Source organism: Sphingomonas liriopis (genome assembly GCF_024211255.1).
Classification (GTDB): Bacteria; Pseudomonadota; Alphaproteobacteria; order Sphingomonadales; family Sphingomonadaceae; genus Sphingomonas; species Sphingomonas liriopis.
On record NZ_JAMLDY010000001.1, the window covers coordinates 70,263 to 96,626 of the forward strand.

Genomic DNA, 26,364 nt, shown 5'->3' on the forward strand with positions numbered 1-26,364 from the left:
CACGCGCGCGGTCATCGGCTATGGCGACGCGATGATCTTGGTCGTCGACAATTACGACAGCTTCACCTGGAATCTGGTCCATTACCTGATGGAGCTGGGCAGCGAGGTGGAGGTGGTGCGCAACGATGCCATCTCGGCGGGGCAGGCGCTGTCGTCGGGCGCGCAGGCCTTCCTGATCTCGCCCGGCCCCTGCACGCCCACCGAGGCGGGCGTCAGCCTCGACCTCGTCGCCGCCGCCGCCGATGCCGGCCGGCCGCTGCTCGGCGTGTGTCTGGGGCATCAGGCGATCGGCCATCATTTCGGCGGCCGGGTCGAGCGCGGCGGGCTGATGCACGGCAAGACCTCGCCCGTCGAGCACGACGGCACCGGCCTGTTCGAAGGGCTGCCCTCGCCGTTCACCGCGACGCGCTATCACAGCCTGATCGTCAACGACGTCCCCGCCCCGCTCGTCGTCAACGCGCGCGCCGAGGACGGCCACGTCATGGGCTTCCGTCACGAAAGCCTGCCGATCCACGGCGTCCAGTTCCATCCCGAAAGCATCGCCACCGAACACGGCCATGCGATGCTCGCCAACTTCCTGCGCATCGCCGGCATCCCGGTGAAGGATCGCGCGTGACGGTTTTCACGCTGCTGCCCGATCCCACGACGCCGCTGTCGCGCGAGAGCGCGGCGCAGGCGTTCGCCGACATCCTCGACGCACGCGTATCCGAAGAGGCGATCGGCGCCTTCCTGATCGCGCTGTCCGACCGCGGCGAGACCAGCATCGAGATCGCCGAGGCCGCACGCGCTTTGCGTCAGCGGCTGATCCCGATCGCGGCACCGGCAGGAGCGATCGACGTCTGCGGCACCGGCGGCGACGGCCACCACACGCTCAACGTCTCTACCGCGGTCGCGCTGGTCGTCGCGGCGTGCGGCGTTCCGGTCGCCAAGCACGGCAACCGCGCCGCCAGTTCGAAGGCGGGCGCCGCGGACACGCTGGAGGCGATCGGTCTCGACATGGACGTCGCCGGCGCGACCGCGGAGGGAAGCCTCGCCGACCTCGGCATCGCCTTCCTCTTCGCCGCCAACCATCATCCGGCGATGGCGCGGATCACGCCGATCCGCCGCCGCATCGGCAAACGGACGATCTTCAACCTGATGGGCCCGCTCGCCAATCCCGCGCATGTCACGCAGCAGCTGATCGGCATCGCCCGCCCTGACTACGCAGGCCTCTATGCCGAGGCGCTCGAACAGCTCGGCACCACCCGTGCCGCGGTGATCTCGGGCGAGGAGGGGCTGGACGAACTCTCCACGGCGGGTCCCAGCATCGCGGTCAACGTCGGCAGCGCCGACCTGCCGCGCCGGATCGCGCCCGAGGATGCCGGCTTGCCCCGCCATCCGCTCGCCGCGATCCGTGGCGGTGACCCCGCCTATAACGCCGCCGCGCTGCGGCGCCTGCTCGACGGTGAGGCCGGCGCCTATCGGGATGCGGTGCTGCTCAACGCCGCCGCCGCCTTGGTTGTCGCCGCGCACAGCCCCGATCTCACCATGGGTGCGCAGGCCGCCGCCGCCGCCCTCGACACCGGCAGCGCCGCCGCGCTGCTCGACCGCTGGATCGCCTACCGATGACCATCCTCTCGCGCATCATCGAAACCAAGCGCGCCGAGGTCGCCGCGCGCAAGGCGACGACCAGCCTCGCCGACCTCGACGCGCGCATCGCCGCGGTCACCAAGCCGCGCGGTTTCCGCGCCGCGCTCGACGCCAAGCCCGGCCCGGCGCTGATCGCCGAGATCAAGAAGGCGAGTCCCTCCAAGGGCCTGATCCGCGCCGATTTCGTTCCCCCCGCGCACGCCCGCGCCTATCAGGCGGGCGGCGCGGCGTGCCTGTCGGTGCTGACCGACGAACAATGGTTCCAGGGCTCCGACGACTATCTGATCGCCGCACGCGCCGCCTGTGATCTTCCCGTGATCCGCAAGGATTTCATGGTAGACCCCTGGCAGGCCACGGAAAGCCGCTCGATCGGCGCCGACGCGATCCTCATCATCGTCGCCGCGCTGGACGACAACCAGATGGCGGAGATCGAGGCGTCTGCGCTCGACTGCGGCATGGACGTGCTGGTCGAGGTCCACGACGCGCACGAACTCGATCGCGCGTTGAAGCTCAAGTCGCGCCTGATCGGCGTCAACAACCGCGACCTGCGCGACTTCACCGTCGATTTCGCCCGCACCTACGAACTGGTCGGCAAGGCCCCGGCGGGCTGCACCTTCGTCGCCGAAAGCGGCCTCGAAACCCGCGCCGACCTCAACGCGATGGCCGAGCACGGCGTCCGCTGCTTCCTGATCGGCGAGGCGCTGATGCGGCAGGCCGATGTCGAGGCGGCGACGCGCGCGCTGATCGGATGACCGGCCTCACGCACCTCGATGCCGACGGCGCGGCGCACATGGTCGACGTCGGCAGCAAGGCGGTGACCCAGCGCCACGCCGTCGCGACCGGCCATATCGCCATCGCGGCGGACGCGCTCGCCGCGATCCGCGACGGCGCGGCGAAGAAGGGCGACGTCCTCGCCGTCGCGCGCGTCGCCGGGATCATGGCGGCGAAGAAGGCCGCCGATCTCATCCCGCTGTGCCACCCGATCCCCCTCACCCGCGTCACGCTCGACCTGACGCTCGACGACACCGGCATCACCGCGACCGCGCTGACCGCCACCGACGGCAAGACCGGGGTCGAGATGGAGGCGCTGACCGCCGTCTCGATCGCGCTGCTGACCATCTACGACATGGCGAAGGCGATGGATCGGGGGATGACGATCCAGGGCATCCGCCTGCTCGAAAAAGCCGGCGGCCAATCCGGCGACTGGCGCGCCTGACGCCATGCTGCTGCCGATCGCCGAGGCGCAAGCGCGCCTGTTCGCACTGGCGACGCCGGTCGGCGTGGAGGACGTGCCCCTCGCCCGCGCGCACCGCCGCTGGGCCGCCGCCGACATTCACGCGCGCCGCACTCAGCCGGCGAGCGACCTGTCCGCGATGGACGGCTATGCGATTCGTTTCGCCGACCTGCCCGGCCCTTGGACGCTGATCGGCGAGAGCGCCGCCGGCCGCCCGTTCGCTGGCGCGGTACAACCGGGCGAGACGGTTCGCATCTTCACCGGCGCCGCCATGCCGGCGGGCGCCGACACGGTGATGATCCAGGAAGAGGTCGCCGCCAGCGGTGCGACGATCCGCCTGACCGGCGAAGGACCCCCAACGCAAGGCCGCAACACCCGCCGCCGCGGCCTCGATTTCGCGGACGGCGACCGGCTGATCGCACGCGGCGAGGCGCTGACGCCCGCGCGGATCGCGGTCGCGGCGACCGGCGGGCTGGCGTCACTTCCCGTCCACCGACCGGTGCGAGTCGCGATCTGCGCAACGGGTGACGAGCTGGTCGATCCTGGCACCTCCGCCGATCCCGACGCGCTGCCCGAATCGAACCGTGCGATGCTCGCGGCGATGCTCGCCGATCTGCCGGTCGAGGTGATCGACCTCGGCATCCTGCCCGACGACCTTAATACACTGTGCGATACCTTCGCGAACGTCGACGCCGACCTGCTCGTCACCACCGGCGGCGCCTCGGTCGGCGACCACGACCTCGTCCGCCCCGCGCTGGAGGCGGCGGGCGGTAGCATCGATTTCTGGCGGATCGCGCTCCGGCCCGGCAAGCCGATGATGGCCGGACGCCGCGGCGGCATGATGATGCTCGGCCTGCCCGGCAATCCGGTCTCCGCCTTCGTCACCGCGGTCCTGTTCGTCAAACCGCTGATCGCGCATCTCGGCGGCGCACGCGATCCGCTGCCGCGCACCACCCGTGCGATCCTCGGCGAGAATCTGCCCGCCAACGGGCCGCGCACCGATTATCTGCGCGCCGAATTGCGCGACGGCCATGCCTTCGCCTCGACCATCCAGGACAGTTCGATGCTGCTGACGCTGGCGCGCTCGCACTGCCTGATCGTCCGTCCGGTCGGAGCTCCCGCCGCCCGCGCCGGCGACTCGGCGGAAATCCTCGTCATCGCTTGACGCACCCCCCATTGTTCCCTAGAAGTTCCGCGTCTGTTCTGACGGGGAAGGACCGTTTATGCTCACGCGCAAGCAGCACGAGCTCGTGTGTTTCATCAATGACCGGCTCGAAGAGACCGGCATCTCCCCCTCGTTCGAGGAGATGAAGGACGCGCTCGACCTCAAGTCGAAGTCCGGCGTCCACCGTCTCATCAGCGCGCTTGAGGAACGGCATTTCATCCGTCGCCTGCCCAATCGCGCGCGCGCGCTCGAAGTGCTGCGCATGCCGGAACGTTCGGAGCGCAAGCCCGCGCCGGCGGCGCCTGCCCCCGCACCGGCAAAGACCGCCAACGTCCGCCCCGCGCCCTCGCCCGCCAACGACGTGATCGAGATCCCGCTGCACGGCCGCATCGCCGCCGGCGTGCCGATCGAGGCGTTCGAGGGCAGCGCGATGCTCGCCGTCCCCGCCGCGCTGCTCGGCTCGGGCGAACATTATGCGCTGGAGGTCGCCGGCGATTCGATGGTCGAGGCGGGCATCCTCGACGGTGATTACGCGCTGATCCGCCGCACCGACGTCGCCCGCGACGGCGAGATCGTCGTCGCGCTGATCGAGGACAGCGAGGCGACGCTCAAATATTTCCGCCGCGAAGGCGCGATGATCCGGCTCGATCCCGCCAACCGCGCCTACGAACCGCAGCGCTACGTCCCCGCGCACGTCCGCGTGCAGGGCAAATTGTCGGGCATCTTGCGCCGCTACGACTAAGGGGCGCGGCGCTGTTCGGCGAGGGTCCGCGCGAAGGCGCGGCGGGCCTGATCGACCCGGCGCGGTAGCTCGCCGGCATCGACGAAGGCGAACGGATCGCCCGCCGCCAGCTTGCGGCGCTTCGCCTGCAGGTCGTATTGCTCGGGATGATAGCTCAGCACGACATCGGCACGCATCGCAGCGAGCCGGCGGAAGGTCGAGCGGAACTGTGCCACCGCCGCGGTCTCGCGCGGCGGCCTGCCGTGGACCAGCGGGCGGTCGGCGACGGAAAGGCTGGACAGGAACAGCACGTCGAGCGGCCTGCCCTTTTCCTGCGTGTGCAGCGTCCAGCTCGTCGCGCCGTCGGTATGGCCGGGCGTCAGGTGTGTGGTCAGTATAGTTTTGCCGACCCGGATCGTTTCGCCGTCGCGGATCGTCCGCGCCGGTCGGATCGGCGGGAAGCCGGCGAGATCGCGACGCCCCACCGTCCGTCCGGCGATCAGATCGGCCCGATCGCCGGCGCTCGACAACAGCGGCGCGCCTGTCGCGCGATGCAACGCCGCAAGCCCGCCGGAATGATCGAAATGGCTGTGGTTGTTGAGCAGATAGCGGACATCACGCAACCGGAACCCCAGCCGGCGGATGTTGGCCGCGATCCGCGAGGCGCTTTCGGGCAGGGCGCCGTCGATCAATACCAGCCCGGCGGGATCGACGATCAGGAACGCCGACAGCCCGGCAGTCCCGACATAATAGACGTTGCCGACGATCCGGAACGGCGTCGTCGGCGCATTCCATTCGCGCCGTTGCGCCGCATCGCGCTGTGCCATGACCGGGGAAGCGATCAACACGGCTGCGGCGGCCAACAAACGGATCATCATGGCTCCTGTCGCTGTGCCAATGTGGCGTGGCGCGTAGCGCACCGGCCTGCGCCCGTCCAACCGCCTGGGCCCGATCGACATTCGGGCCGCATGGCGATGTAACGGAGAAAAAAGAGATGTTCGCGCGGAGGCGCGGAGGACGCAGAGATGTCGCACCTGCTGCATCATCTGGACTTTCGATTGCGATGACAGACCATGCTGCGCCCTACGCGAGTCACCTCTGCGTTCTCCGCGCGTCCGCGCGAACATCTCTGTTACTGAATGTCGACGGCGCTTATCCCGCTTAAACAAGCAAGCCCGTGTTTCCGCGCAGGCGGGAACACGGAGCCAAGCAGAACCACGCCTGATTGTGCATAAACCCGGGGCTCCCGCCTTCACGGGAGCACGGCCAAGGGCGGGGCATGCTATTGATTGCTCGAAGGGGACGACCACCGATGTCGGTCAATCCCAGCTCGTCCCGCACCGCGTCCACCGCCTGTATCGCGCGGCGGCACGACGATGGGCGCGACCAGCCACGGATGGCGGTCGCCCGCCCGCCGCACCGTCCGCACCGTTCCGGTCGCCAGCGTCACCGCGACGCCGCCGCTCCGTCGCAACGCCGCCGCATCGAGCGTCAGCCAGCGCGGCGTACACCCGCGCGGCAGCCGCCGTTCGCTGACCACGATATCGGCGGCACGGCAGGCGGCGATCAGCTCGGCCCACGGCAGGCGATAGGTGCTACGCGTCGCCAGCACCCGCCATACCCGCCCCCCCGCCGACAAACGCGCGATGCAGGCATCGCGGCTGCACGATGCGGCGACCTGATCGTCGAGCAGCGCCGGCTCACCTTCGACGCCGCCATTCTCCGCCAGCATCGACCGCGTATAATCCCCGGCCCGCTCGCGCAGGATCGCCAGGCGACCATCGATCCGCAGCGCAAGATGCCGCCCGTCGCCGGTGACGATCAGGTCGGGCGGCGGCGTGGTCCACGCCCAGATCGCCCCGACCGCCAGCGGCAACAGCCCCAGCCGCCGCCAGCGCGTCCGCCACAGCGCGAGCCACAACCCGCCGCCGACCATCGCCGCGAACGCCCCCGCCGGCATCGACGGCAGCGCCACCGACGATCCCGGCGCCGCCGCCACCGCATGCGCCAGCGCCAGCAGCGCCCGCAATGCCACGTCGGTCAGCCACCACACCGGCGCCCCCAGCCCCGCCGCATCGAACAGCAATGCCAGCGCCTCGAGCGGCATGACGACGAAGGTGGTGAGCGGGATCGCGACGATATTCGCCGCCGCACCGTACACGCCCGCCTTGTGAAAATGGTAGACCGCGATCGGCATCAGCGCCGCCTCGACCACCAATCCGGTCAGCAGCAGCGATCCCAGGCCACGCAACAGCTTCGCCCCCCGCCCCTCGTCGCGGCGTTCGAACCAGCCGTGCACGCGTGGATGTTCGTGCAGCGCGACGATCGCCGCGATCGCCGCGAACGACAGCTGGAAGCTCGCGCCGGTCAGCGCCTCGGGCCGGACGAGCAGCACCGCCAGCGCCCCCGCCGCGACCAGCCGCAACGTCACCGCCTCGCGTCCCAGCACCAGCGCCGCCAGCACCAGCAGCGCCGCGACGCACGACCGGATCGTCGGCACCTGACTGCCGGTCAGCAGCGTATAGCCGATCGCCGCCAGCGCGCCCGCGCCCGCCGCGACCAATGGCAGGCGCACGCGGATCGCCAGCCACGGCCACAATGCGAGCAGCCGCATGACGATCAGCATCGTCGCCGCCACCGCCGCGGTGATGTGCAATCCGCTCACCGACAGCAGATGAGCGAGACCGGCGCGGCGCATCGCCTCCGAATCATCCTCGCTGATCGCGCCCTCGTCGCCGGTCGCCAGCGCCGCCGCGATACCGCCGCGGCTCCCCGCCAGCCGGCCGGTGATATGCGCGGTCAGCCGAGCGCGCAGGCCGCCCGTCGCTTCCCCGGGCGCGGTCACCGCTACCGGCGCGAAGCCGCGCCCCGTGGCGCCGATCCCTGCAAACCACGCGACCCGCGCGAAGTCGTACGCGCCCGGCACCGACGCGGCCGGCGGCGGCATCAATCGCGCGCGCAGCCGTATGCCGGCACCGTCGCGCAAACCCTTCGGCGCGTCTGCCGTCGCCAGATTGACGCGGATACGCGGCGGCAGGCCCGCCCCCGTGTCGGGCCGGATCGTCAGCCGCACCAGATCGCGCGCGGCGAGCGGCTCGACCGCCTCGACCCGCCCGGCAACCATCGCGACCACCGGCCGCGCCAGGATCGGTGCCGCGACCCGCTCCGCCCGCCACCACGTCAGCCCCAGTCCGATCGCCGCGACGATCGCACCCACCGCCAGCGCATGCGGCAGCCGCCCGCCCCGGCCCGCCGCGAGCGCCGCCGACGCCAGCGCCACGCATCCCAGCATCGCCGCCATCCAGCCCCGCGGGTCGGGCAGCAGGAACCACGCCGCGATGCCGCCGCCCAGTGCGACGGGCAACCACAGCACCAACTGGTCGCGCTCCGCCTCCAGCCATGTTTCGATACCGTCATGCAACCCAAGCCACGCCCGCGGCATTTGAAGGCGCACGGAGCGCGTGCTAGGGGCCGCGGCGGCTGGACTGGCCATCAGGTTTCGAACATTGGGAGCAGCCGCCGTTGGGCGCAACAGTTGAAAATCCGTCTGGCGTCGTGACCCGCTTCGCGCCGTCGCCCACCGGTTACCTGCACCTCGGCGGCGCGCGCACCGCGCTGTTCAACTGGCTGTACGCGCGTCATCACGGCGGCACATTCCTGCTGCGCATCGAGGATACCGACCGCGCCCGCTCGACGCAGCCGGCGATCGATGCGATCCTGTCGGGCCTCACGTGGCTCGGCATCGACTGGGATGGCGACGCCGTCTTCCAGTTCGCGCGCGCCGACCGCCATGCCGAGGTCGCGCACCAGATGGTCGCGTCGGGGCACGCCTATCGCTGCTACATGACGCAGGACGAGATCGCCGCGCAGCGCGAGGCGGCGCAGGCCGCCAAGCAGCCGCTGCGCATCCGCTCGCCCTGGCGCGATGCCGATCCCGCCACCGCTCCCGAAGGCCAGCCCTTCGTCGTCCGCCTCAAGGCGCCGCGCGACGGCGCCACGACGATCGAGGATCGCGTGCAGGGTTCGGTGACCGTCCAGAACGCCGAGCTCGACGACCTCATCCTCCTGCGTTCCGACGGCACGCCGACCTATATGCTCGCGGTGGTGGTCGACGACCACGACATGGGCGTGACCCACGTCATCCGCGGTGACGACCACCTCAACAACGCCTTCCGCCAGCTGCCGATCTATCGCGCGAACGGCTGGCCCGAACCGGTCTATGCGCACATCCCGCTGATCCACGGCACCGATGGCGCCAAGCTGTCCAAGCGCCACGGCGCGGTCGGGATCGAGGCCTATCGCGACGATCTCGGCATTCTCCCCGAAGCCTTCGACAATTACCTGCTCCGTCTGGGTTGGGGTCATGGTGACGACGAGATCATCAGCCGCGAACAGGCGACCGAATGGTTCGATCTCGGCGGCGTCGGCAAGAGCCCGTCGCGCTTCGACCTCAAGAAGCTCGAGAACCTCAACGGCCATTATATCCGCGCCGCCGACGATGCGCGGCTGGCGGGCCTGGTCGCGGGGATCGGCGGCTATGCCGACACCGATCTGCTGACCCGCGCGATGCCGGTCCTGAAGGCGCGCGCGGCCAACCTCAACGAACTGAGCGAGGGCGCCGGTTTCCTGTTCGCGGTTCGCCCGCTCGCCATGGATCAGGCTGCGGCCGACCTCATCGCCGGCACGACGCCCGCGCTTCTCGCTGCGCTGCACGCGGCTCTTGACGCGGTGCAGCGGTGGGATCAGGAGGCTATCGAAGCAGCGGTACGGCAGGTGGCCGAGGCCCAGGGCGTCAAGCTCGGCCAGGTCGCCCAGCCGCTCCGCGCCGCTCTCACCGGGCGCAAGACGTCGCCCGGCATTTTCGACGTGCTCGCGCTGCTCGGCAAAGAGGAAAGCCTCGGCCGGATCGCGGACCGGATGGCAGTCTGATAGGAAGGACCACGACATGACCGAAGCCGCAAAGGTGTCCCTGGACGGTAAGGACCTCGATTACCCGGTCATGTCCGGCTCGGTCGGGCCCGACGTCGTCGACATCCGCAAATTCTACGCACAGACCGGCGCCTTCACCTACGATCCCGGCTTCACCTCGACCGCGTCGTGCCAGTCGGCGCTGACCTATATCGACGGTGACGAGGGCGTGCTGCTCCACCGCGGCTATCCGATCGGCGAGCTGGCCGAAAATTCGAGCTTCATGGAGGTCGCCTACCTCCTGCTCAACGGCGAACTGCCGTCGGCGGACGAGCTCGACGGTTTCAACACGACGATCACCCGCCACACGATGGTGCACGAACAGCTCGCGGCGTTCTTCCGCGGTTTCCGGCGCGACGCGCATCCGATGGCGATCATGTGCGGCGTCGTCGGCGCGCTGTCCGCCTTCTACCACGATTCGACCGACATCCACGATCCGGTGCAGCGCACCATCGCCAGCCACCGCCTGATCGCCAAGATCCCGACGATCGCGGCGATGGCGTACAAGTACAGCGTCGGCCAGCCGTTCCTGTACCCCGACAATTCGCTGTCCTACACCGGCAACTTCCTGCGCATGACCTTCGGCGTGCCGGCCGAACCCTATGAGGTGAATCCCGCGGTCGAGAAGGCGATGGACCGCATCTTCATCCTCCACGCCGACCACGAACAGAATGCCTCGACCTCGACCGTGCGTCTCGCCGGATCGTCGGGTGCCAACCCGTTCGCATGCATCGCGGCGGGCATCGCCTGCCTGTGGGGCCCGGCGCATGGCGGTGCCAACGAAGCGGCGCTCAACATGCTCCGTGAGATCGGCACGCCCGAGCGTATCCCCGAATTCATCGCGCGCGCGAAGGACAAGAACGATCCCTTCCGCCTGATGGGCTTCGGCCATCGCGTCTACAAGAACTACGATCCGCGTGCGACGGTGATGCAGAAGACGGTGCGCGAGGTGTTCGATGCGCTGAAGGTCGACGACCCCCTGTTCGACACCGCGCTGCGGCTCGAGGAACTGGCGCTGTCGGACGACTATTTCATCGAGAAGAAGCTGTTCCCGAACGTCGATTTCTATTCGGGCGTCATCCTCTCGGCGATCGGCTTCCCGACCGAGATGTTCACCGTGCTCTTCGCGCTCGCCCGCACCGTCGGCTGGGTCGCACAGTGGAACGAGATGATCACCGATCCCGACCAGAAGATCGGCCGCCCGCGCCAGCTCTACACCGGCCCGACGCAGCGGTCGTACGTTCCGGTCGGCCAGCGCTGATGCGCCGCGCCCGGCCGGTCCTGCTGTCGATCGGCGTCCTGCTGACGCTGGTCGGGCTGCTGTGGATCGGTCAGGGGCTCGGTTACGTCCATTGGCCGCAGTCGAGTTTCATGCTCGATCAGCGGCCATGGGCGGATCGCGGCGCGGCTTTGGCTGTCGCCGGACTGCTGCTGATTCTGGTGGCACGCCGCCTCAGGCGCTGAACCGGCACGCTACGGTTCGCCCCGAGCCTGTCGAAGGGCAGGTGAAACTCGACCGTGCTTCGACAGGCTCAGCACGAACGGCGTCAATTCAAACCGGCAGGGTCAGCGTAAACCGCGCGCCTTCGCCCGGCGTGCTTTCCACCGTCAGGTCGCCGCCCATCGCCCGCGCCAGTCGCCGCGCGATATAGAGGCCCAGGCCGTTGCCACCCGCCTCCGTGGGATCGACGCGCTCGAACTTCTCGAAGATGCGCATCTGGTCCTCCGCGGCGATCCCCTTGCCCTGATCGGCGACCACCGCTTCGGCCATGCCGCCGGTCAGCGTCGCGGTGACGCTGGCCACGCCGCCTTCGGGCGAATAGCGCACGGCATTGCCGATCAGATTGACCATGATCTGCAGCGCGCGTCGGAAGTCGCCCGCCGCCGGCACACGGAGGTCCGGCAGCGGCCGCGCGATCGCCACGCCGGCATTGCCCGCCTTCACCGACAGCAGCCCCGCCGCCCGCCGCGCGACGTCGGCGAGGTCGATCGGTTCGGGCGCCAGCGCAAAGTCAGGCCGTTCCACCGCCTGCAGGTCGACCAGATCGTCGACCAGCCCGAGCAGGTGCCGCCCGGCATTGGCGATGTCCGACGCATAATCGACATAGTCGCGCTGCACCGGCCCCTCGGCCTCGGCATGGATCGTGTCGGCATGCGCGATGATCCGCGCCAGCGGGGTGCGCAGCGCCTTGTCGAGTCCTTCGGTGAAGCTGCTCGAGATCGCCGGTGCCGGAGGCGGCGGGGCTTCCTCCGCGATCCGCGCAACGCCGTTCAGACCGGCAAACCCGCCCGCCGTATCGTGCCGGATGCTCGCGGTCAGCAGCACGCGCGCCTCGCCGCCACGCAGCCGCGCGCGCTGGTCGTGCAGCGGCCGGCGTCGTGCCACCGCTTCGAGGATCGGCAACGTGCCGTCACCTGCCGCGTCGAGCGTGAACAGCGCCGTCAGCGGCTGGCCGAGCAGCGACAGCGCATCCAGCCCCAGCCGCCGCGCCGCATCGATCGATACGAAGGTCAGCCGCAATCCGGCGTCGGTTTCCCACGCCAAATCGCCGAGTTCGATTACCGTCCCGGCCGGGCGTTCCGCCACGGTGCGTGCACGCGTCTCGCGCCAGCCGCTCACCGCCATGCGGACGCCCTCGCCCTCCGGCTGCACCCGCACCCACAAATCGAGATCGGCGTCCTGATCCGCGACCTTGACGCCGCGCGATACCAGGATGCCGAGCCGCCGCGCCAGCCGCGCGACCGTCGCCAGCTGCGGCACCGCCAGCGGCTGACCGAGCGTCCCTCCGGCGCCATCGTTGAGCGCCATGATCGCCGGATCGGCGGCGACCAGCCGGTCGTCGGCGTCGAGCGTCGCGTGGCTGACCGGCACATCGGGCATTCCGTCCACCCTCATCGCGCCGCCTCCCGCGCCAGCGCATCGATCGCGAGGCGCAGATCGTGATGCAGCGTGAGCGGCGCGAGCGCCGAGCGCGCCGCCTCGACCGGCACGGCGGCGATCGCGTCCAGTTCGTCGGCGAAGCTTTCGATATCGCGCCGCGGATCGGCATCGGCGAGCGCCAGCCCGATCCGTGCGATCGTCGCACGGTCGAGCCCCGCCGCGCGCAACGCCAGCCACAATCGGTCGCCCTCGGGCTCCAGCACGATCGCCCGCGCGCCCTCGAAATCCATGTCGACCGCGCGGCCCAGCACGGCGACGAACAGCAGCAACCGCCGGTCGCCGAGCGCTTCGACGAGCAACTCGCCGACCTCGTCCGCGCGCGCATCGATCGCCGCGGCCAGCCGCATCGCGATGGCCTCCGCGCGCTGCCCCTCGTCGTGCGCGGCGAGGCTGCGCTGCGCCGCCTCGACGATCGCGCGATCGACCGCGGTATCGTCGCCCGCCGCGGCGACCTGCGCCTCGCGGATCGAGGCGGCGACCCACCAGACCAATTGATGATGCCGCTCTGCCGGCAGCGTCCCCGCGGGCACCCCGCCCTGTTCCGCCGCGGTGCGCCGCCGAGCCTCCGCCGACAGCAGCGCGCGCGCCGCCGCGGCGACGACGCCGTCGTCGACTTCGGACAGGCGGACGAGCAGGCTCGGCTGATCGGGCCCCGCCACGGCGGGCGACAGCGCGCCTGCGATCAGGTCGCACCGTACCTGCGCGATCAGTTCGTCCATCAGCAGCCGGTCGCGCAGCAGCCCCGCGCGCGACAGCCGCCGCACGACATCCTCATGCCCCTTGAGCAACCGCTCGGCCTGTTCGATCAGGTCGCGGCCCGACAGGACGCGGGCGGCCTGACGGCGGATATCGGTCTCGATCCCCTGCACCACCGCCGCCAGCATCCGTCCCAGCGTCAACCGGGTCCGCTCGTCGAGCCGTACGTCGTCGGCCAGGAAGAAATCGTCGATCGCGCCGGTCAAGCGCCTGTCCGCCAGCGTGCCCAGCCGGCGCGCAGCGTTGATGCGGGTGCCGGGCGCGTGACGCCCTGCCTGTTCCGGTCCGACCGACATGGTCTGACGCTTACCCTTCCATCATTAAGACGACGCTAAGCCTGACGCCGCAATCGTTCGATCGCCGCCGCCAGCGTTGCGCCGGCATAGCTCGTCGCCAGCCCCAGCCCGACGGACGGCGCCGCCACCACCGCCCCCAGCCAAACGACCAGCAGATAGGCGGGCGCACTCCCCCACCACATCCGCCGCGGTGCGGCACCCAGCGCCCGCTCGCCGAGCACGCCCAGCAGGACGAGGCCGAGCGCCAGCACCTGCGGCGTTCCCTCCAGCGCGTCGCGCGTCGCGATATGGCCGTAGAGCAACGCGGCAAGACCCGGCAGTACCGCCGCGGCGCGATGCAGCCCCCGCTCGCTCGCCGATTCGTCGCGCAGGTCGGCGAGGATCGCGGCCAGCGACAGACCGACCGTCGCGACCAACGTCAGCAACAGCCCCGCGACGGGATAATCGAAACCGAGCAACACCAGCCCGATCAGGCCCACCGTCCCAGCACCACCCGCGACCGCGACGACCGGCACCGTCTTGGGTACCAGCAGCGGAATGACGATCCGGGCGAGCGGCGCGGTGATGAAGCGTTCGAACCAGCCGCTGCGGCCCGACACCATCGCCGCCATCACCGTGCGCCCGCGCGCCTCCAGCGCCGTGCCGGAATGACCGACGCCATGGCTGCCGCGGATCGCCTCCTGCGGCAACAGGACGTGCACGCCGCGGGCCTGCGATGCGAGGCGGACCAGCGTCGATTGCACGTCGTAATCGCGCGGCATCGCCGCCAGCTCGCCCAGTCGCCGCGCCTCGATCCGGGCGGCACCGGCCCAGACCATCCCGCCGCCGACGCGTTCGTAACCCGGCCCGGCCTGCTCCTCCGGCATCACCAGCAGCGCATCGCCGCCCTCGCGCGCCAGCACGCCAAGCGTATCGCTGGTGGTGGTGAGCCCGTCCGCGAGCATCAGGATGCGCGCCAGCGGGTGCAGCTTCTCCGCCGCCTCGATCGCCGTGCGTACGGTATCGACCGCGACGCCGCGCTTGCCGATCCGCGCGATCGCGCCGAGCAATTCGGGGGTCAGGCGTGCGACCAGGATCACGATCTGCGACGCACCCGCTGCGATCAACAGCCGCGCCTGATATTCGATCAGCGTCACGCCGCCGAAGGGCAATGTCGCGGTCAGCATCGCGGGCCGATCGTCCGCGTCGTGCATGGCGAAAAGAAGACCGGCGAGCATCCGCCCGCTGTTAGGCGGTGACGCCGCCCGTGCCTAGGCCCTTACAGGCGCGCGACCGACCGGCGCAGCTTGGCGAGCGTCGCGGGGTCGCGTGGGCTATCGGCAGCCTGGCCCGCGAGCGCCATCAACCGCACCGCGCCGAAGCTCGCCGCCAACCCCTTCAACCGCGACGCCGCCTCGCGCCAGTCGTCGCGCGTCGTCGCCGTTTCCAGCGATGCCAACGCCCGTTCGGCGCTCTCGACGAAGGCGAGCCGCAGCTCCGCGATCAGTCCGGGTTCGTCGCCCACTGCCGCGGCCAGCGCCGCATCGATCGCACCTGGATCATAAGCCATGCCGTTTCCCTAGCGCGACGGTGCTTAACCGAGTGTTGCACTTTCGCTTTATGGCGGTGCCGAACATGGTTAAGTTCGCGTCCGCACGAACGGGGGTTCCATGATTATCGACATGCGGGCGGATGCCGCGGCGACCAGCGACGCGTTTGGCCATGACGACCACGAATCGATGGGCGGCCATGGCATCGACGGCGCGGAGCCGCTCGCCTGGACTGAAGCGGTCGAGCCCGAACCGCGCCGTGTCGGCTGGTGGCCGCCGGTGCTCGCCGCCCTCGCCTGCGTGGCGTGGCTTGGCGGCATGCTGTGGATCGCGCGCGATCAGCTGCCCTTCCTGCTCCCCGTGCCGCTGGTCGAGTTCGTCGCCGCGCTGGCGGTGGTGCCGGCGCTGATCGGCATCGTCTATCTGCTGGCGATGCGCACCAGCCGGCGCGAGGCACGCCGCTTCCAAGCCACCGCGCATGCAATGCGGGCCGAGGCGGCGAGCCTGGAGCGTACCGTCGCGGTCCTCTCGCGCGCGCTCGACGCCAACCGCCGCCAGCTCGGCGAACAGATCACCACGCTGATGGCGATGGGCGACGGCGCCAACGAACGGCTTGCCGCGGTCGGCCGCGGGATGGCGCTGGAGATCGGTCAGGCCGATGCGCATGCCCGCGCGCTGTCCGAATCGGTCGCCGATGCGCAGACCAGCCTCGGCGTGCTGCTCGCCTCGCTGCCCCGCGCGCAGGCCGAGGTGGCGGAGGCGCAGCGCCTGCTCGAGGATACCGGCCTTGCCGCCGGCGAACATGCCGCCGCGCTCGATGCGCGGCTGGCGGCGCTCGCCGAGCGCGGGCGCGAGGCGGACCTCGTCGCCGGCGGCGCCGCGCAGAAGCTCGCCGCACATATCACCCGGATGGAGGCGACCAGCGAAACCGCGGGCGCCCGGCTGGAGGCGGTGACTGGCGAGATGTCGGACGCGGTCGACGCGCTGCTCGGCCGTACCGCGGATGCGGTGGACGAGGCACGCAAGGGTATCGCCGCGCAGGGCGACGCGATGCTGGCGATGCTGCGCGCCAACCAAGCGGCGCTCGACAGCGCCGCGCGCGACAGCGCCGAGGCGCTCGCCGAGCGGATCACCGCGGTCGAGGACGTCATCGACCGCGTGACGCTGCGCCTGCTCGACCAGCGCGAGGCGAGCGATTCGCTGCTCGCCGGGCTCGATACCGGGATCGGCCGGGTCGAGACGCGGCTCGATACGCTGCACACGCAGGGCGTCGAACGTTCGCAACTGCTTGCCGCATCGATCAGCGCGCTGGGCGGCTCGGCGGATGCGATGACCGAGGCGCTGCGCACCGGCGAGGCGATGGCGACGCGGACGATCGGCACCACCGAATCGCTGCTGATCGCGCTCGACGCCGCGGCGCGTGAGATCGACGAGACGTTGCCCGAAGCGCTGAGCCGGCTCGACGCCAAGATCGCGTCGAGCAAACAGGTCGTCGTCGCCGCCAAGCCCGAACTGCTCGCGCTCGTCACCGCCGCCGAAAGCACGCACGACGCGATCGAGGCGATCGCCGGCGTCATAGGCGACCAGCGCCGCGTGCTCGACACGCTTTCGGGCTCGCTGATCCAGACGCTGACCGACGGTCGTGCCAAGGCCGATGCGCTCGGTATGATGGTCGATGAGACGATCGAGCGCACGCACCGCTTCGCCGAAGAGGCGGCGCCGCGGCTGGTGGATGCGCTGTTGCGAGTGCGCGACACCGCCTCGGTCGCCGCGGACAAGGCGCGCGAGACCCTCGCCACCGTCATCCCCGACGCCGCGAGCCAGCTCGAAACCGCCAGCGCCGAGGCGATGCGCCGCGCAACCAGCGACACGGTCGAGCGACAGGTCCGCGCGATCGCCGACGCGACCGGTCATGCGGTCGATGCCGCGACGCGCGCGACGGAGCGACTGTCGGCGCAGGTCCAGCAAATCCTCGACCAGACCGCGATCGTCGAGACGCGGATCGAGGATGCGCGCACCGAACGCGACGAGGCGGAGCGCGACACGTTCGCGCGCCGTGCCTCGCTGCTGATCGAATCGCTCCATTCGGCATCGATCGACATCACCAAGGCGTTCGCGCCGGAAGTCTCCGACAGCGCCTGGGCCGCCTATCTGAAGGGCGACCGCGGCGTCTTCACCCGCCGCGCCGTCCGCGTGCTCGAACCGGGTGACGCGCGCGACATCGCCCGCCTCTACGACGACGATTCGCGTTTCCGCGAGGCGGTCAACCGCTACATCCACGATTTCGAGAGCATGCTGCGCACGATCCTGGCACAGCGCGATGGCTCGCCGCTCAGCGTTACATTGCTGTCGTCGGATATGGGCAAGCTCTACGTCGCGCTGGCGCAGGCGATCGAGCGGCTGCGGTAAGAGACGAGCCCCCGGTCCCTACCCCCTTCCGTTCATGCTGAGCTTGTCGAAGCAGGGTGAGTCTCAACTGCCCTTCGACAGGCTCAGGGCGAACGGAAGGTGCCCTCACATCTGGTTGTAGACCTGATCCCGGTTGAACAGGTCCAGCATCTGCGGCGTCACCCAACCGAATTCGTAATTGGCGACGAACAGCCCGAACAATACCGACGCGACGATCGTCACCCGTAGCGCCAGCCGCCCGAGCCGGAACTCGTGCGGCGCGCTTTCCGCCTGCCCGGCGACGAAATCGCCGCCGGCCTCGTGCGTGGTGCGCACGCCCCAGGGCAGGACGAGGAAGACCGAGAACGCCCAGAACAGGATGTAGATCGCCAGCAGCGACGTCCACTTCATGACGCGTTACGCCTCGACGATCAGCACGTCGACGATCGGCTTCTTGCCGGTCCAGCGCGTCGCGATGCGGCGCACGGCGAGGCGCACGTCCTCGCGACGGCGGTCGATTTCGCGCTTCTGGCCCTTCATCGCCTCGGACGCCGCCTCGGCGGCGTCCTCGACGAACGCCAGCCGGTCTTCCTCGACCGGAATGCCGTTGACGCGGATCTGCGGGCGGCCGAGCAGCCGACCGTCCTTGGCGACCGCCACCGCGACCGAAATCTGGCCGTTGATCGCCAGCTTGCGGCGCTCGTTGATGGTCGAGCCATCGGCGGGCAAGATCACGTCGCCATCCAGCACCAGCCGGCCGACGCTCGCATTGCCGATCTTGGTCACATTACCCGGCAGCAGGCGCAGGATGTCGCCGTCGCTCTGCACCAGCGACTGCGGCACGCCCTCGCTCAACGCAAAGCGGGCATGCTCCATCATGTGGCGCATCTCGCCATGGACGGGGATCAGCACCTCGGGCCGAATCCACTTGTACATCTGCGACAGCTCGGGACGACCCGGATGGCCGGAGACGTGGACGTGCGCCTGCCGCTCGGTAATCATCACCACGCCCTTGCCGGCGAGCGTATTCTGGATCTTGCCGATCGCAACCTCGTTGCCCGGGATTTGCTTCGACGAGAAGATCACCGTATCGCCGAAATCGAGCTTGATCGTGTGCGATCCGTCGGCGACACGCGCCAGCGCCGCACGCGGTTCGCCCTGCCCGCCGGTAGCGACGATCAGCACCTTGTTCTTAGGCAGGCGCATCGCCGTTTCGGGATCGACCGTCTCGGGGAAGTCGGTGAGGTAGCCGGTCGCACGCGCGACCTTCAGGATACGGTCGAGCGAACGCCCGGTGACGCACAATTTGCGCCCCGTCTCGCGCGCGACTTCGCCCAGCGTATGCAACCGCGCGGCGTTCGACGCGAAGGTGGTGACGAGCACGCGGCCCTTCGCCTTGGCGACCTGTTCGGCGAGGCCGCGGCGCACCGAGGCTTCGGAGCCCGATGCCTCCTTGTTGAAGACGTTGGTCGAATCGCACACCAGCACGTCGACGCCGGCATCGCCGATCTGGGTCAGCCGTTCCGGGCTGGTCGGCTTGCCGATGACGGGGGTCGGATCGAGCTTCCAGTCGCCGGTGTGGAACACGCGGCCCGCCTTGGTCTCGATCACCAGCGCATTGGGTTCGGGGATCGAGTGGGACAGTTCGACAAAGCTGACGCCGAACGGGCCGATCTGCACGCCGGCGATGCCGGTATCCTTGTTCGGCTGGATCACGCGCAGCTTGACGCGGTTGGCGTTGCCCTCCTCTTCCAGCTTGCCGCGGATCAGCCCGGCGGTGAACGGCGTCGCGTAAAGCGGCACGCCGAGGTCCTCGGCGAGGTACGGCAGCGCGCCGATATGATCCTCATGCCCGTGGGTCAGCACGATGCCGACGAGGTCGTCGATGCGATCCTCGATGAACGACAGGTCGGGCAGCACGATGTCGATGCCGGGATAGGCGGCGTCGGCGAAGGTCACGCCGCAATCGACCATCAGCCATTTGCCGGCATGGCCGTACAGGTTGACGTTCATGCCGATCTCGCCGGAGCCGCCGAGGGCACAGAAGAGAAGTTCGTTGGTCTTGGGAGTCATTTAGGTCTTTCAAAGAATAGGATGCGCCCGGCGGGCCGATGGATGGCGCGAGCGCGTCTCAGCCGATATGGGCGTTTTGGTACATGATCGCCAGCCCCTGTATCGTCAGGTCCGGCTCGATGACGTCGAACACGTCGGTATGCTGTTCGAACAGCGTGGCGAGGCCACCGGTCGCGATCACCCGCGCGGGGCGACCGATCTCCGCCTTCATCCGCGCGACCAGCCCCTCAATCATCGCGATATAGCCGAAATAGACGCCGATGGCCATCTGATCGACGGTGTTGCGGCCGATGACGCTGGCCGTCGCCGGCGCCTCGATCGCGATCCGCGGCAGTTTCGCCGCGGCACTGACCAGCGCGTCGAGCGACAGGTTGATACCCGGCGCGATGATTCCGCCCTTGTAGGCACCGCTGTAATCGCTGACGTCGAACGTCGTCGCGGTGCCGAAATCGATGACGATCAGGTCGCCGTCGTGCAGCGCATGCGCCGCGATCGTGTTGACCGCGCGGTCGGCGCCGAGGCTGGACGGCTCGTCGACGTCGATGGTGATGCCCCATTCGACCGGCGCCCGGCCGGCGATCAGCGCCTCGGTCCCGAAATATTTGCTGCTGAGCACCTGCAGGTTGTGGAGCGCGCGCGGCACGACGGTGGCGACGATGACGGCGTCGATCTGGCGGCGGTCATAGCCTTCCAGCGCGAGCAGCTGGCTGAGCCACACGGCATATTCGTCCGCGGTGCGCCGCGGATCGGTGGCGATGCGCCAGCGCGCCTTGATCGTACGCCCCTCGACCAGTGCGAACACGACATTGGTATTGCCGGCATCCACCGCGAGCAGCATCGTCAATCCTTCAGGACAAAAACGTCGGCGGCGTGAATGACATGCCGCGCCCCCGACGCCAAGCGCAGGATCAGCGCGCCGTCCGCGTCGAGGCCGTCGAACAGCCCGTCGATCGCGCTGCCGTCGGGCAATCGTGCTGACAGCGCGGTCCCGATCGGATGCGCCGCGGCGAGCCAGGCGGATCGCACGATGCCGATGCCCTGGTCGCGCCAGCGCGCCAGCCAGCGCGCGAACGCCTCCGCCAACACATCGAGGGTCGTCGCGGCATCCGCTGCGACGCCATGTGCCGCAAGGCTGGTCGTCGCGCGATCGGGCAGATCGGGATGGTGCGTCAAATTGACGCCGATGCCGATGACGACCGCATCGCCGCCGCGTTCGAGCAGGATACCCGACGCCTTGGCTCCGTCGACCAGCAGGTCGTTGGGCCATTTGAGCTGCGCCGGCACCTCCGCGGGCAGGAAGACGCGCACCGCCTCGTACAATGCGACCGCGGCGACCAGCGCCAGCGAGGCGGGCGGCGGATCGCCTGGACGAAGGCGGACGATCGTCGACGCGGAGAGATTGCCCGGCGGCGCGGTCCACACCCGCCCCATCCGGCCGCGTCCCGCGGTCTGGCGTTCGGCGCGGAGCCACAGCCCCTCTTCCGCGCCGCGGCTGGCGAGGAGGAGCATGTCGGCGTTGGTCGATCCCGTCTCCGCGACGGTGCGGATCGTCAAATCGCGGGGAACAGCGCGCGCGCCGCCGTCATCGTCCAGCCGCCGAGCAGGGGGATCGCCAGATAGCCGAGCGGCGAGACGAAGGCGGCGGTGAGGACGATCAGGCCGCCCTCTACCGGGCTGTTGCCCTTGGGGAAGGCCGGGGCGGGATCGTCGAAATACATCGTCTTGACGACGCGCAGGTAATAATAGGCACCGATCGTCGAGGCGGCGATACCGACCGCGGCGAGCGGGAACAGGCCGGCGCGCACCGCCGCGTCAAACACCGCAAACTTCGCGTAAAAGCCGAACAGCGGCGGGATGCCGGCGAGGCTGAACATGAAGATCGCGAGCGCGGCGGCGAGGCCGGGGCGGGTGCGCGACATACCGGACAAAGCAGCAATGTTTTCAATGGGTTGACCGTCATCATCGCGCATCTGGAGGACGATCAGGAACGAGCCCAGCGTCATCGCGATGTAGATCGTCATGTAGATCAGCACGCCCGACACGCCCTCCGGCGTGCCCGCAGCGAGACCGACCAAGGCGAAGCCGACGTTGTTGATCGACGAGTAAGCGAGCAGGCGCTTGATGTTGGTCTGGCCGATCGCCGCCACCGCGCCGAGCACGATCGAGGCGAGCGCGGCGAAGATCACGATCTGACGCCACTGGTCGGTCGCCGGGCCCATCGCCTCGACCGCGACGCGGACCGCGAGACCCATCGCCGCCACCTTGGGCGCGGAAGCGAAGAAGGCGGTCACCGGGGTCGGCGCGCCTTCGTAGACGTCGGGCGTCCACATGTGGAACGGCACCGCGGCGAGCTTGAAGGCGAGGCCGGCGAAGACGAAGACGAGGCCGAACAGCAGGCCCAGCGAATGCGGCGCGGCATAGGCCGCGGCGATGCCGCCGAACAGCGTCGTGCCCGAGAAGCCGTAGACCAGGCTGATGCCGTAGAGCAGGATGCCGCTCGCCAGCGCGCCGAGCACGAAGTACTTGAGGCCCGCTTCCGCCGAACGCGTGTCGCGGCGCATGAAGCTGGCAAGGACGTAGGCGGCGAGGCTCTGCAGTTCGAGGCCGACGTAGAGCGTCAGCAGGTCGCTCGCCGAGACCATCATGCCCATGCCCGCCGCGGAGAGCAGGATCAGCACCGGATATTCGGGGCGGAGATCGTCGCCCGTGGTGCGCTGGAAGAAGTCCGGCGCGAGCAGGATCGCGACGCCCGAGGCGATGAAGATCAGCACCTTGGCGAAAGCGGCGAAGGCATCGGCGCGATACAGGCCGTCGAACGCCGACCCGCCGTAGCTGGCGGGGCCGAGCAGCGCGAGGCACGCGCCGGCGAGCACCGCGACCGCGGTCCACGACACCGCACGCGTCGAGGCGGATCCGCCCCAGGCGGAGACCAGCATCAGGACGATGGCGCCGACGCCGAGGATCACCTCGGGCAGGGTCATGGCGAGATTGGCGGCGTAATCCATCAGTGAGCGGTTCCGTGGGCGGCGGCATGCGCCGCTGGAATGGGCTTGCCGGCGGTCGGCTTGGAATCGGACGGCGGCGTGGCGCGATCGATACGGGCGAGCAGGACGCCGACGTCCTTGCGCATCGGCGCCATGAAGCTCTCGGGGTAGACACCCATCCAGAGCGCGACGGCGGCGATCGGCGCGAGCAGCCAGAGTTCGCGATGCGACAGATCCTGCATCTCACGCACGTCCTCGGACTTGATCTCGCCGAAGACGACACGGCGGTACAGGTACAGCATGTACGCCGCGCCGAGGATGATGCTGGTCGTGCAGAGCAATGCGATCCACGTCGACACCTGATAGGTGCCCATCAGCGCCAGGAATTCGGCAACGAAGCCGCTCGTCCCAGGCAAACCGATCGACGCCATGGTGAAGAACAGGAAGAACAGCGCGTAGCGCGGCATGTTGATCGCGAGGCCGCCGTAACGGCTGATCTCACGCGTGTGCAGCCGATCGTAGATGACGCCGACGCACAGGAAGAGCGCGCCCGACACCAAGCCGTGGCTGAGCATCATAATCATCGCGCCCTCGATCCCCTGCCGGTTGAAGGCGAAGAGACCGATGGTGACGATCGCCATGTGCGCGACCGACGAATAAGCGATCAGCTTCTTCATGTCCGACTGCACCAGCGCGACGAGCGACGTGTAGATCACCGCGACCGCCGACAGGCCGAAGATCAGCCAAGTGAGTTCGCCGGAGGCTTCGGGGAACATCGGCAGGCTGAAGCGCAGGAAGCCATAGCCGCCGAGCTTGAGCAACACGCCCGCCAGGATCACCGACCCCGCGGTCGGCGCCTGCACGTGCGCGTCGGGCAGCCAGGTGTGGACCGGCCACATCGGCATCTTGACCGCGAACGAGGCGAAGAAGGCGAGCCACAGCCACGTCTGGACGTGGCCCGGGAAATCGAATGCCTGCAGCGCCGGGATGCTCGACGTGCCCGCGACCTGCGTCATGTACAGCATCGCGACGAGCATCAGCAGCGAGCCGAGCAGCGTGTACAGGAAGAACTTGTACGACGCGTATATGCGGTTCGCCCCGCCCCAGATACCGATGATGAGGTACATCGGGATGAGGCCAGCTTCGAAGAACAGGTAGAACAGGAACAGGTCCTGCGCCGCGAAGGTGCCGATCATCAGCGTTTCGGTCAGCAGGAACGCCGCCATATACTCGGGCACGCGCTTCTCGATCGCACGCCAGCTCGCGCCGATACAGATCGGCATCAGGAACACGCTGAGCATGACGAGCATCAGCGCGAAACCGTCGATGCCGAGGTCCCAGCGGAAGAAACCGAACGCCGGGCCGTGCTCGACGAACTGCCACTGCGCGCCGCCGATATCGTAATTCGCCCACAGCAGCACGCCGAGCACGAAGTCGACCAGCGTCGCCGCCAGCGCGATGGCACGCGCGGTCGCGGCGGGGACGAACAGGCAGGCAATCGCCGCGACCGCGGGGATCAGCAGCATGATCGAGAGGATGGGCAGCCCGCTCACTGTGCGATCGCCCAGGTGACGACGGCGGTCAGACCGATCAGCATGACGAAGGCATAGGTATAGACATATCCGTTCTGGAGCCGGCCCGCGACGCGGCTGGAGAGCTGCACCACCCAGGCCGAGCCGTTCGGCCCGAAACGATCGATCGTCTTCTCGTCACCGCGGTGCCACAGGAAGCGGCCGATCGCGAAGGCGGGGCGGACGAAGATCAGGTGATAGAGCTCGTCGAAATAATATTTGTGGACGAGGAAGCGGTACAGGATGCGGAACTGGTCCGCGACCGCCGCCGGGAAGCTGGGCGCCTTGATATAGGCATACCATGCGGTCCCGAGCCCGAGCAGCATCGCGATCGTCGCCGACAGCTTGATCGGCACCGGCACGCCATGCATCGCGTGCATCAGATGCTCGCGGAAGGCGATGTCGCCCTTCCAGAAGGTCTCGCCCGCGTCCGGCTCGATGAAATAGCCGTGGAAGACGAAGCCCGCCGCGATCGCACCGATCGACAGAAGGATGAGCGGCACCAGCATCGGCCACGGGCTTTCGTGCGGGTGATAGCCGCCGGTGCCCGCGGGCAGATCGTGCTGCGAGGCGCCGTGCGTCGAGGGATGGTCGCCGCTGTCCTCGGCCTGTGCCGGATTGCCGTGTGCCTCGTCGGCGTGATGAGCGTCATGCCCGTGGGCATGATCGTCATGGCCGTGGCCGTGCGCGTCGTGAAGCGCGTGCTGGATATGCTCCGACGCGGCCCAACGCGGCGTGCCCCAGAAGGTGAGGAACATCAGCCGCCACGAATAGAAGCTGGTGATGAGCGCGACGAGCACGCCGACGAACCACACGCCGGGCTCGCCCGCGGCCCAGCCGGCCTCGATGATCGCGTCCTTCGAATGGAAGCCCGCGAAGCCGATGCCGAGCGGGTTGCCGAACACCGCGGGCAGGCCGACGCCGGTGATCGCCAGCGTCCCCATCATCATGCCCCAGAAGGTCAGCGGGATGCTTTTACGCAGGCCGCCATAATAGCGCATGTCCTGCTCGTGGTGCATCGCATGGATCACCGACCCCGCGCCGAGGAACAGCAGCGCCTTGAAAAAGGCATGCGTGAACAGGTGGAACATCGCCGCACCATAGGCGCCGACGCCCGCAGCGAAGAACATGTAACCGAGCTGCGAACAGGTCGAATAGGCGATGACGCGCTTGATATCGGTCTGCACCATGCCGACCGTCGCGGCGAACAGGCAGGTCGCGGCGCCGACGAACATCACGACGTGCAGCGCGGCGGGCGACGTTTCGAACATCGGCGACAGGCGGCAGACCATGAACACGCCCGCGGTGACCATCGTCGCCGCGTGGATCAGCGCCGACACCGGGGTCGGGCCCTCCATCGCGTCGGGCAGCCAGGTGTGCAGGCCGAGCTGCGCCGACTTGCCCATCGCGCCTACGAACAGCAGCAGGCAGAGCAAGGTCATCGTGTCGACGCGATAGCCGAGGAAGCCGATCGTCGACCCCGCCATCCCCGGCGCCGCGGCGAGGATCGCCGGGATCGACACCGTGCCGAAGACGAGGAACGTGCCGAAGATGCCGAGCATGAAGCCCAAGTCCCCAACGCGGTTGACGACGAACGCCTTGATCGCGGCGGCATTGGCCGACGGCTTGCGGAACCAGAAACCGATGAGGAGGTAGGAGGCGAGGCCGACACCTTCCCAACCGAAGAACATCTGCACCAGCGTATCCGCCGTCACCAGCATCAGCATCGCGAAGGTGAACAGCGAGAGGTAGGCGAAGAAGCGCGGCTGGTCGGGGTCCTCGCTCATATAGCCCCAGCTATAGAGGTGGACGAGCGCCGACACGCTGGTGATGACCACCAGCATGATCGCGGTCAGCTGGTCGACGCGCAGCGACCAGTCGACCGCCATGTCGCCGCTGACGATCCAGGTGAGCACCGGCACGACGCTCGCCGTGTTGGTCCCTGCGAGGAAGCCGAGGAAGATCGGCCATGACAGCAGGCACGAGGCGAAGAGTGCGCCGGTCGTGATGACCTTCGCCGGCACGACGCCCAAGGCCTTGTTGCCGAGCCCCGCGACCACCGCCGCGAGCAGCGGCAGGAAGACGATGAGAAGGATGGAGTGCACCGTA

Annotated in this window: 23 protein-coding genes; 10 read left to right on the forward strand and 13 right to left on the reverse strand. The window is 69.1% G+C overall.

Annotated features, from left to right (window positions below; all coding sequences use genetic code 11):
* Window positions 1-31: 31 nt before the first annotated feature.
* Genes M9979_RS00370 through lexA form a run of 6 tightly spaced genes read left to right on the forward strand, consistent with a single transcriptional unit; the run spans window position 32 to window position 4,770 of the window.
* A complete protein-coding gene (locus tag M9979_RS00370; protein ID WP_254287342.1) occupies window positions 32-616 on the forward strand; it encodes an anthranilate synthase component II in 585 nt (194 codons plus the stop codon).
* On the forward strand, window positions 613-1,608 hold the full coding sequence (trpD, locus tag M9979_RS00375) for an anthranilate phosphoribosyltransferase (protein WP_254287343.1): 996 nt from the start codon (window positions 613-615) through the stop codon (window positions 1,606-1,608). The genes M9979_RS00370 and trpD overlap by 4 nt, the downstream gene beginning before the upstream one ends.
* The gene (gene trpC, locus M9979_RS00380; protein WP_254287344.1) at window positions 1,605-2,381 is read left to right on the forward strand and encodes an indole-3-glycerol phosphate synthase TrpC; all 777 of its coding nucleotides are present in this window, start codon (window positions 1,605-1,607) and stop codon (window positions 2,379-2,381) included. The genes trpD and trpC overlap by 4 nt, the downstream gene beginning before the upstream one ends.
* Window positions 2,378-2,845, forward strand: coding sequence for a cyclic pyranopterin monophosphate synthase MoaC (gene moaC, locus M9979_RS00385; protein ID WP_254287345.1), 468 nt, complete (start codon window positions 2,378-2,380; stop codon window positions 2,843-2,845). The genes trpC and moaC overlap by 4 nt, the downstream gene beginning before the upstream one ends.
* A gap of 4 nt (window positions 2,846-2,849) precedes the next feature.
* Complete coding sequence (locus M9979_RS00390; protein WP_254287346.1) at window positions 2,850-4,028, forward strand: molybdopterin molybdotransferase MoeA; 1,179 nt, start codon at window positions 2,850-2,852, stop codon at window positions 4,026-4,028.
* 58 nt (window positions 4,029-4,086) lie between these two features.
* Window positions 4,087-4,770 carry a transcriptional repressor LexA gene (gene lexA, locus M9979_RS00395; RefSeq protein ID WP_254287347.1) on the forward strand — a complete coding sequence of 228 codons (684 nt, stop codon included), beginning with the start codon at window positions 4,087-4,089 and terminating at the stop codon, window positions 4,768-4,770.
* Here lexA and bla read toward each other — a convergent pair.
* The gene (bla, locus tag M9979_RS00400) at window positions 4,767-5,576 is read right to left on the reverse strand and encodes a subclass B3 metallo-beta-lactamase (protein WP_254287348.1); all 810 of its coding nucleotides are present in this window, start codon (window positions 5,574-5,576) and stop codon (window positions 4,767-4,769) included. The genes lexA and bla overlap by 4 nt on opposite strands.
* Window positions 5,577-6,031: 455 nt before the next feature.
* Window positions 6,032-8,191, reverse strand: a complete 2,160-nt coding sequence (locus tag M9979_RS00405) for a ComEC/Rec2 family competence protein (RefSeq protein WP_254287539.1) — start codon at window positions 8,189-8,191, stop codon at window positions 6,032-6,034.
* 80 nt (window positions 8,192-8,271) lie between these two features.
* Between M9979_RS00405 and gltX the strand changes: the two genes are divergently transcribed.
* The 3 genes from gltX to M9979_RS00420 are packed head-to-tail and all read left to right on the forward strand — an operon-like array spanning window position 8,272 to window position 11,181.
* The gene (gltX, locus tag M9979_RS00410; RefSeq protein WP_254287349.1) at window positions 8,272-9,678 is read left to right on the forward strand and encodes a glutamate--tRNA ligase; all 1,407 of its coding nucleotides are present in this window, start codon (window positions 8,272-8,274) and stop codon (window positions 9,676-9,678) included.
* A gap of 16 nt (window positions 9,679-9,694) precedes the next feature.
* Window positions 9,695-10,978: a citrate synthase gene (locus M9979_RS00415; RefSeq protein WP_254287350.1), complete on the forward strand. Its 1,284-nt coding sequence runs from the start codon at window positions 9,695-9,697 to the stop codon at window positions 10,976-10,978.
* Window positions 10,978-11,181, forward strand: a complete 204-nt coding sequence (locus M9979_RS00420) for a hypothetical protein (RefSeq protein WP_254287351.1) — start codon at window positions 10,978-10,980, stop codon at window positions 11,179-11,181. Before M9979_RS00415 ends, M9979_RS00420 begins: the two co-directional genes overlap by 1 nt.
* 88 nt (window positions 11,182-11,269) lie before the next feature.
* Here the strand turns inward: M9979_RS00420 and M9979_RS00425 are convergent, their stop codons facing one another.
* The 4 genes from M9979_RS00425 to M9979_RS00440 form a co-directional block, all read right to left on the reverse strand.
* Entirely contained in the window at window positions 11,270-12,613 is a 1,344-nt protein-coding gene (locus M9979_RS00425; RefSeq protein ID WP_254287352.1) for a sensor histidine kinase, read from the reverse strand.
* On the reverse strand, window positions 12,610-13,710 hold the full coding sequence (locus M9979_RS00430; protein ID WP_254287353.1) for a DUF2336 domain-containing protein: 1,101 nt from the start codon (window positions 13,708-13,710) through the stop codon (window positions 12,610-12,612). The genes M9979_RS00425 and M9979_RS00430 overlap by 4 nt, the downstream gene beginning before the upstream one ends.
* Window positions 13,711-13,745: 35 nt before the next feature.
* Window positions 13,746-14,903 (reverse strand): hypothetical protein, encoded by a 1,158-nt coding sequence (locus M9979_RS00435; RefSeq protein ID WP_254287354.1) that lies wholly within the window; start codon window positions 14,901-14,903, stop codon window positions 13,746-13,748.
* Window positions 14,904-14,968: 65 nt separating this feature from the next.
* Window positions 14,969-15,259, reverse strand: a complete 291-nt coding sequence (locus tag M9979_RS00440) for an Hpt domain-containing protein (protein ID WP_254287355.1) — start codon at window positions 15,257-15,259, stop codon at window positions 14,969-14,971.
* A 100-nt stretch (window positions 15,260-15,359) separates the two neighbouring features.
* On the opposite strand from M9979_RS00440, the gene M9979_RS00445 reads away from it, so the two are divergent.
* Entirely contained in the window at window positions 15,360-17,648 is a 2,289-nt protein-coding gene (locus tag M9979_RS00445) for a coiled-coil domain-containing protein (protein ID WP_254287356.1), read from the forward strand.
* 105 nt (window positions 17,649-17,753) lie between these two features.
* On the opposite strand, the gene M9979_RS00450 is transcribed toward M9979_RS00445, so the two are convergent.
* Genes M9979_RS00450 through nuoL form a run of 7 tightly spaced genes read right to left on the reverse strand, consistent with a single transcriptional unit; the run spans window position 17,754 to window position 26,360 of the window.
* The gene (locus M9979_RS00450; protein ID WP_254287357.1) at window positions 17,754-18,038 is read right to left on the reverse strand and encodes a DUF1467 family protein; all 285 of its coding nucleotides are present in this window, start codon (window positions 18,036-18,038) and stop codon (window positions 17,754-17,756) included.
* 6 nt (window positions 18,039-18,044) lie between these two features.
* Window positions 18,045-19,700: a ribonuclease J gene (locus M9979_RS00455; RefSeq protein ID WP_254287358.1), complete on the reverse strand. Its 1,656-nt coding sequence runs from the start codon at window positions 19,698-19,700 to the stop codon at window positions 18,045-18,047.
* Window positions 19,701-19,758: 58 nt separating this feature from the next.
* Complete coding sequence (locus tag M9979_RS00460) at window positions 19,759-20,538, reverse strand: type III pantothenate kinase (RefSeq protein ID WP_254287359.1); 780 nt, start codon at window positions 20,536-20,538, stop codon at window positions 19,759-19,761.
* Between the two features lie 2 nt (window positions 20,539-20,540).
* Window positions 20,541-21,254, reverse strand: a complete 714-nt coding sequence (locus tag M9979_RS00465) for a biotin--[acetyl-CoA-carboxylase] ligase (protein ID WP_277998321.1) — start codon at window positions 21,252-21,254, stop codon at window positions 20,541-20,543.
* Complete coding sequence (gene nuoN, locus M9979_RS00470; RefSeq protein WP_254287360.1) at window positions 21,251-22,705, reverse strand: NADH-quinone oxidoreductase subunit NuoN; 1,455 nt, start codon at window positions 22,703-22,705, stop codon at window positions 21,251-21,253. Before nuoN ends, M9979_RS00465 begins: the two co-directional genes overlap by 4 nt.
* Entirely contained in the window at window positions 22,705-24,237 is a 1,533-nt protein-coding gene (locus M9979_RS00475) for an NADH-quinone oxidoreductase subunit M (protein ID WP_254287361.1), read from the reverse strand. The genes nuoN and M9979_RS00475 overlap by 1 nt, the downstream gene beginning before the upstream one ends.
* Window positions 24,234-26,360 (reverse strand): NADH-quinone oxidoreductase subunit L, encoded by a 2,127-nt coding sequence (gene nuoL / locus M9979_RS00480; RefSeq protein WP_254287362.1) that lies wholly within the window; start codon window positions 26,358-26,360, stop codon window positions 24,234-24,236. The genes M9979_RS00475 and nuoL overlap by 4 nt, the downstream gene beginning before the upstream one ends.
* Window positions 26,361-26,364 lie beyond the last annotated feature (4 nt).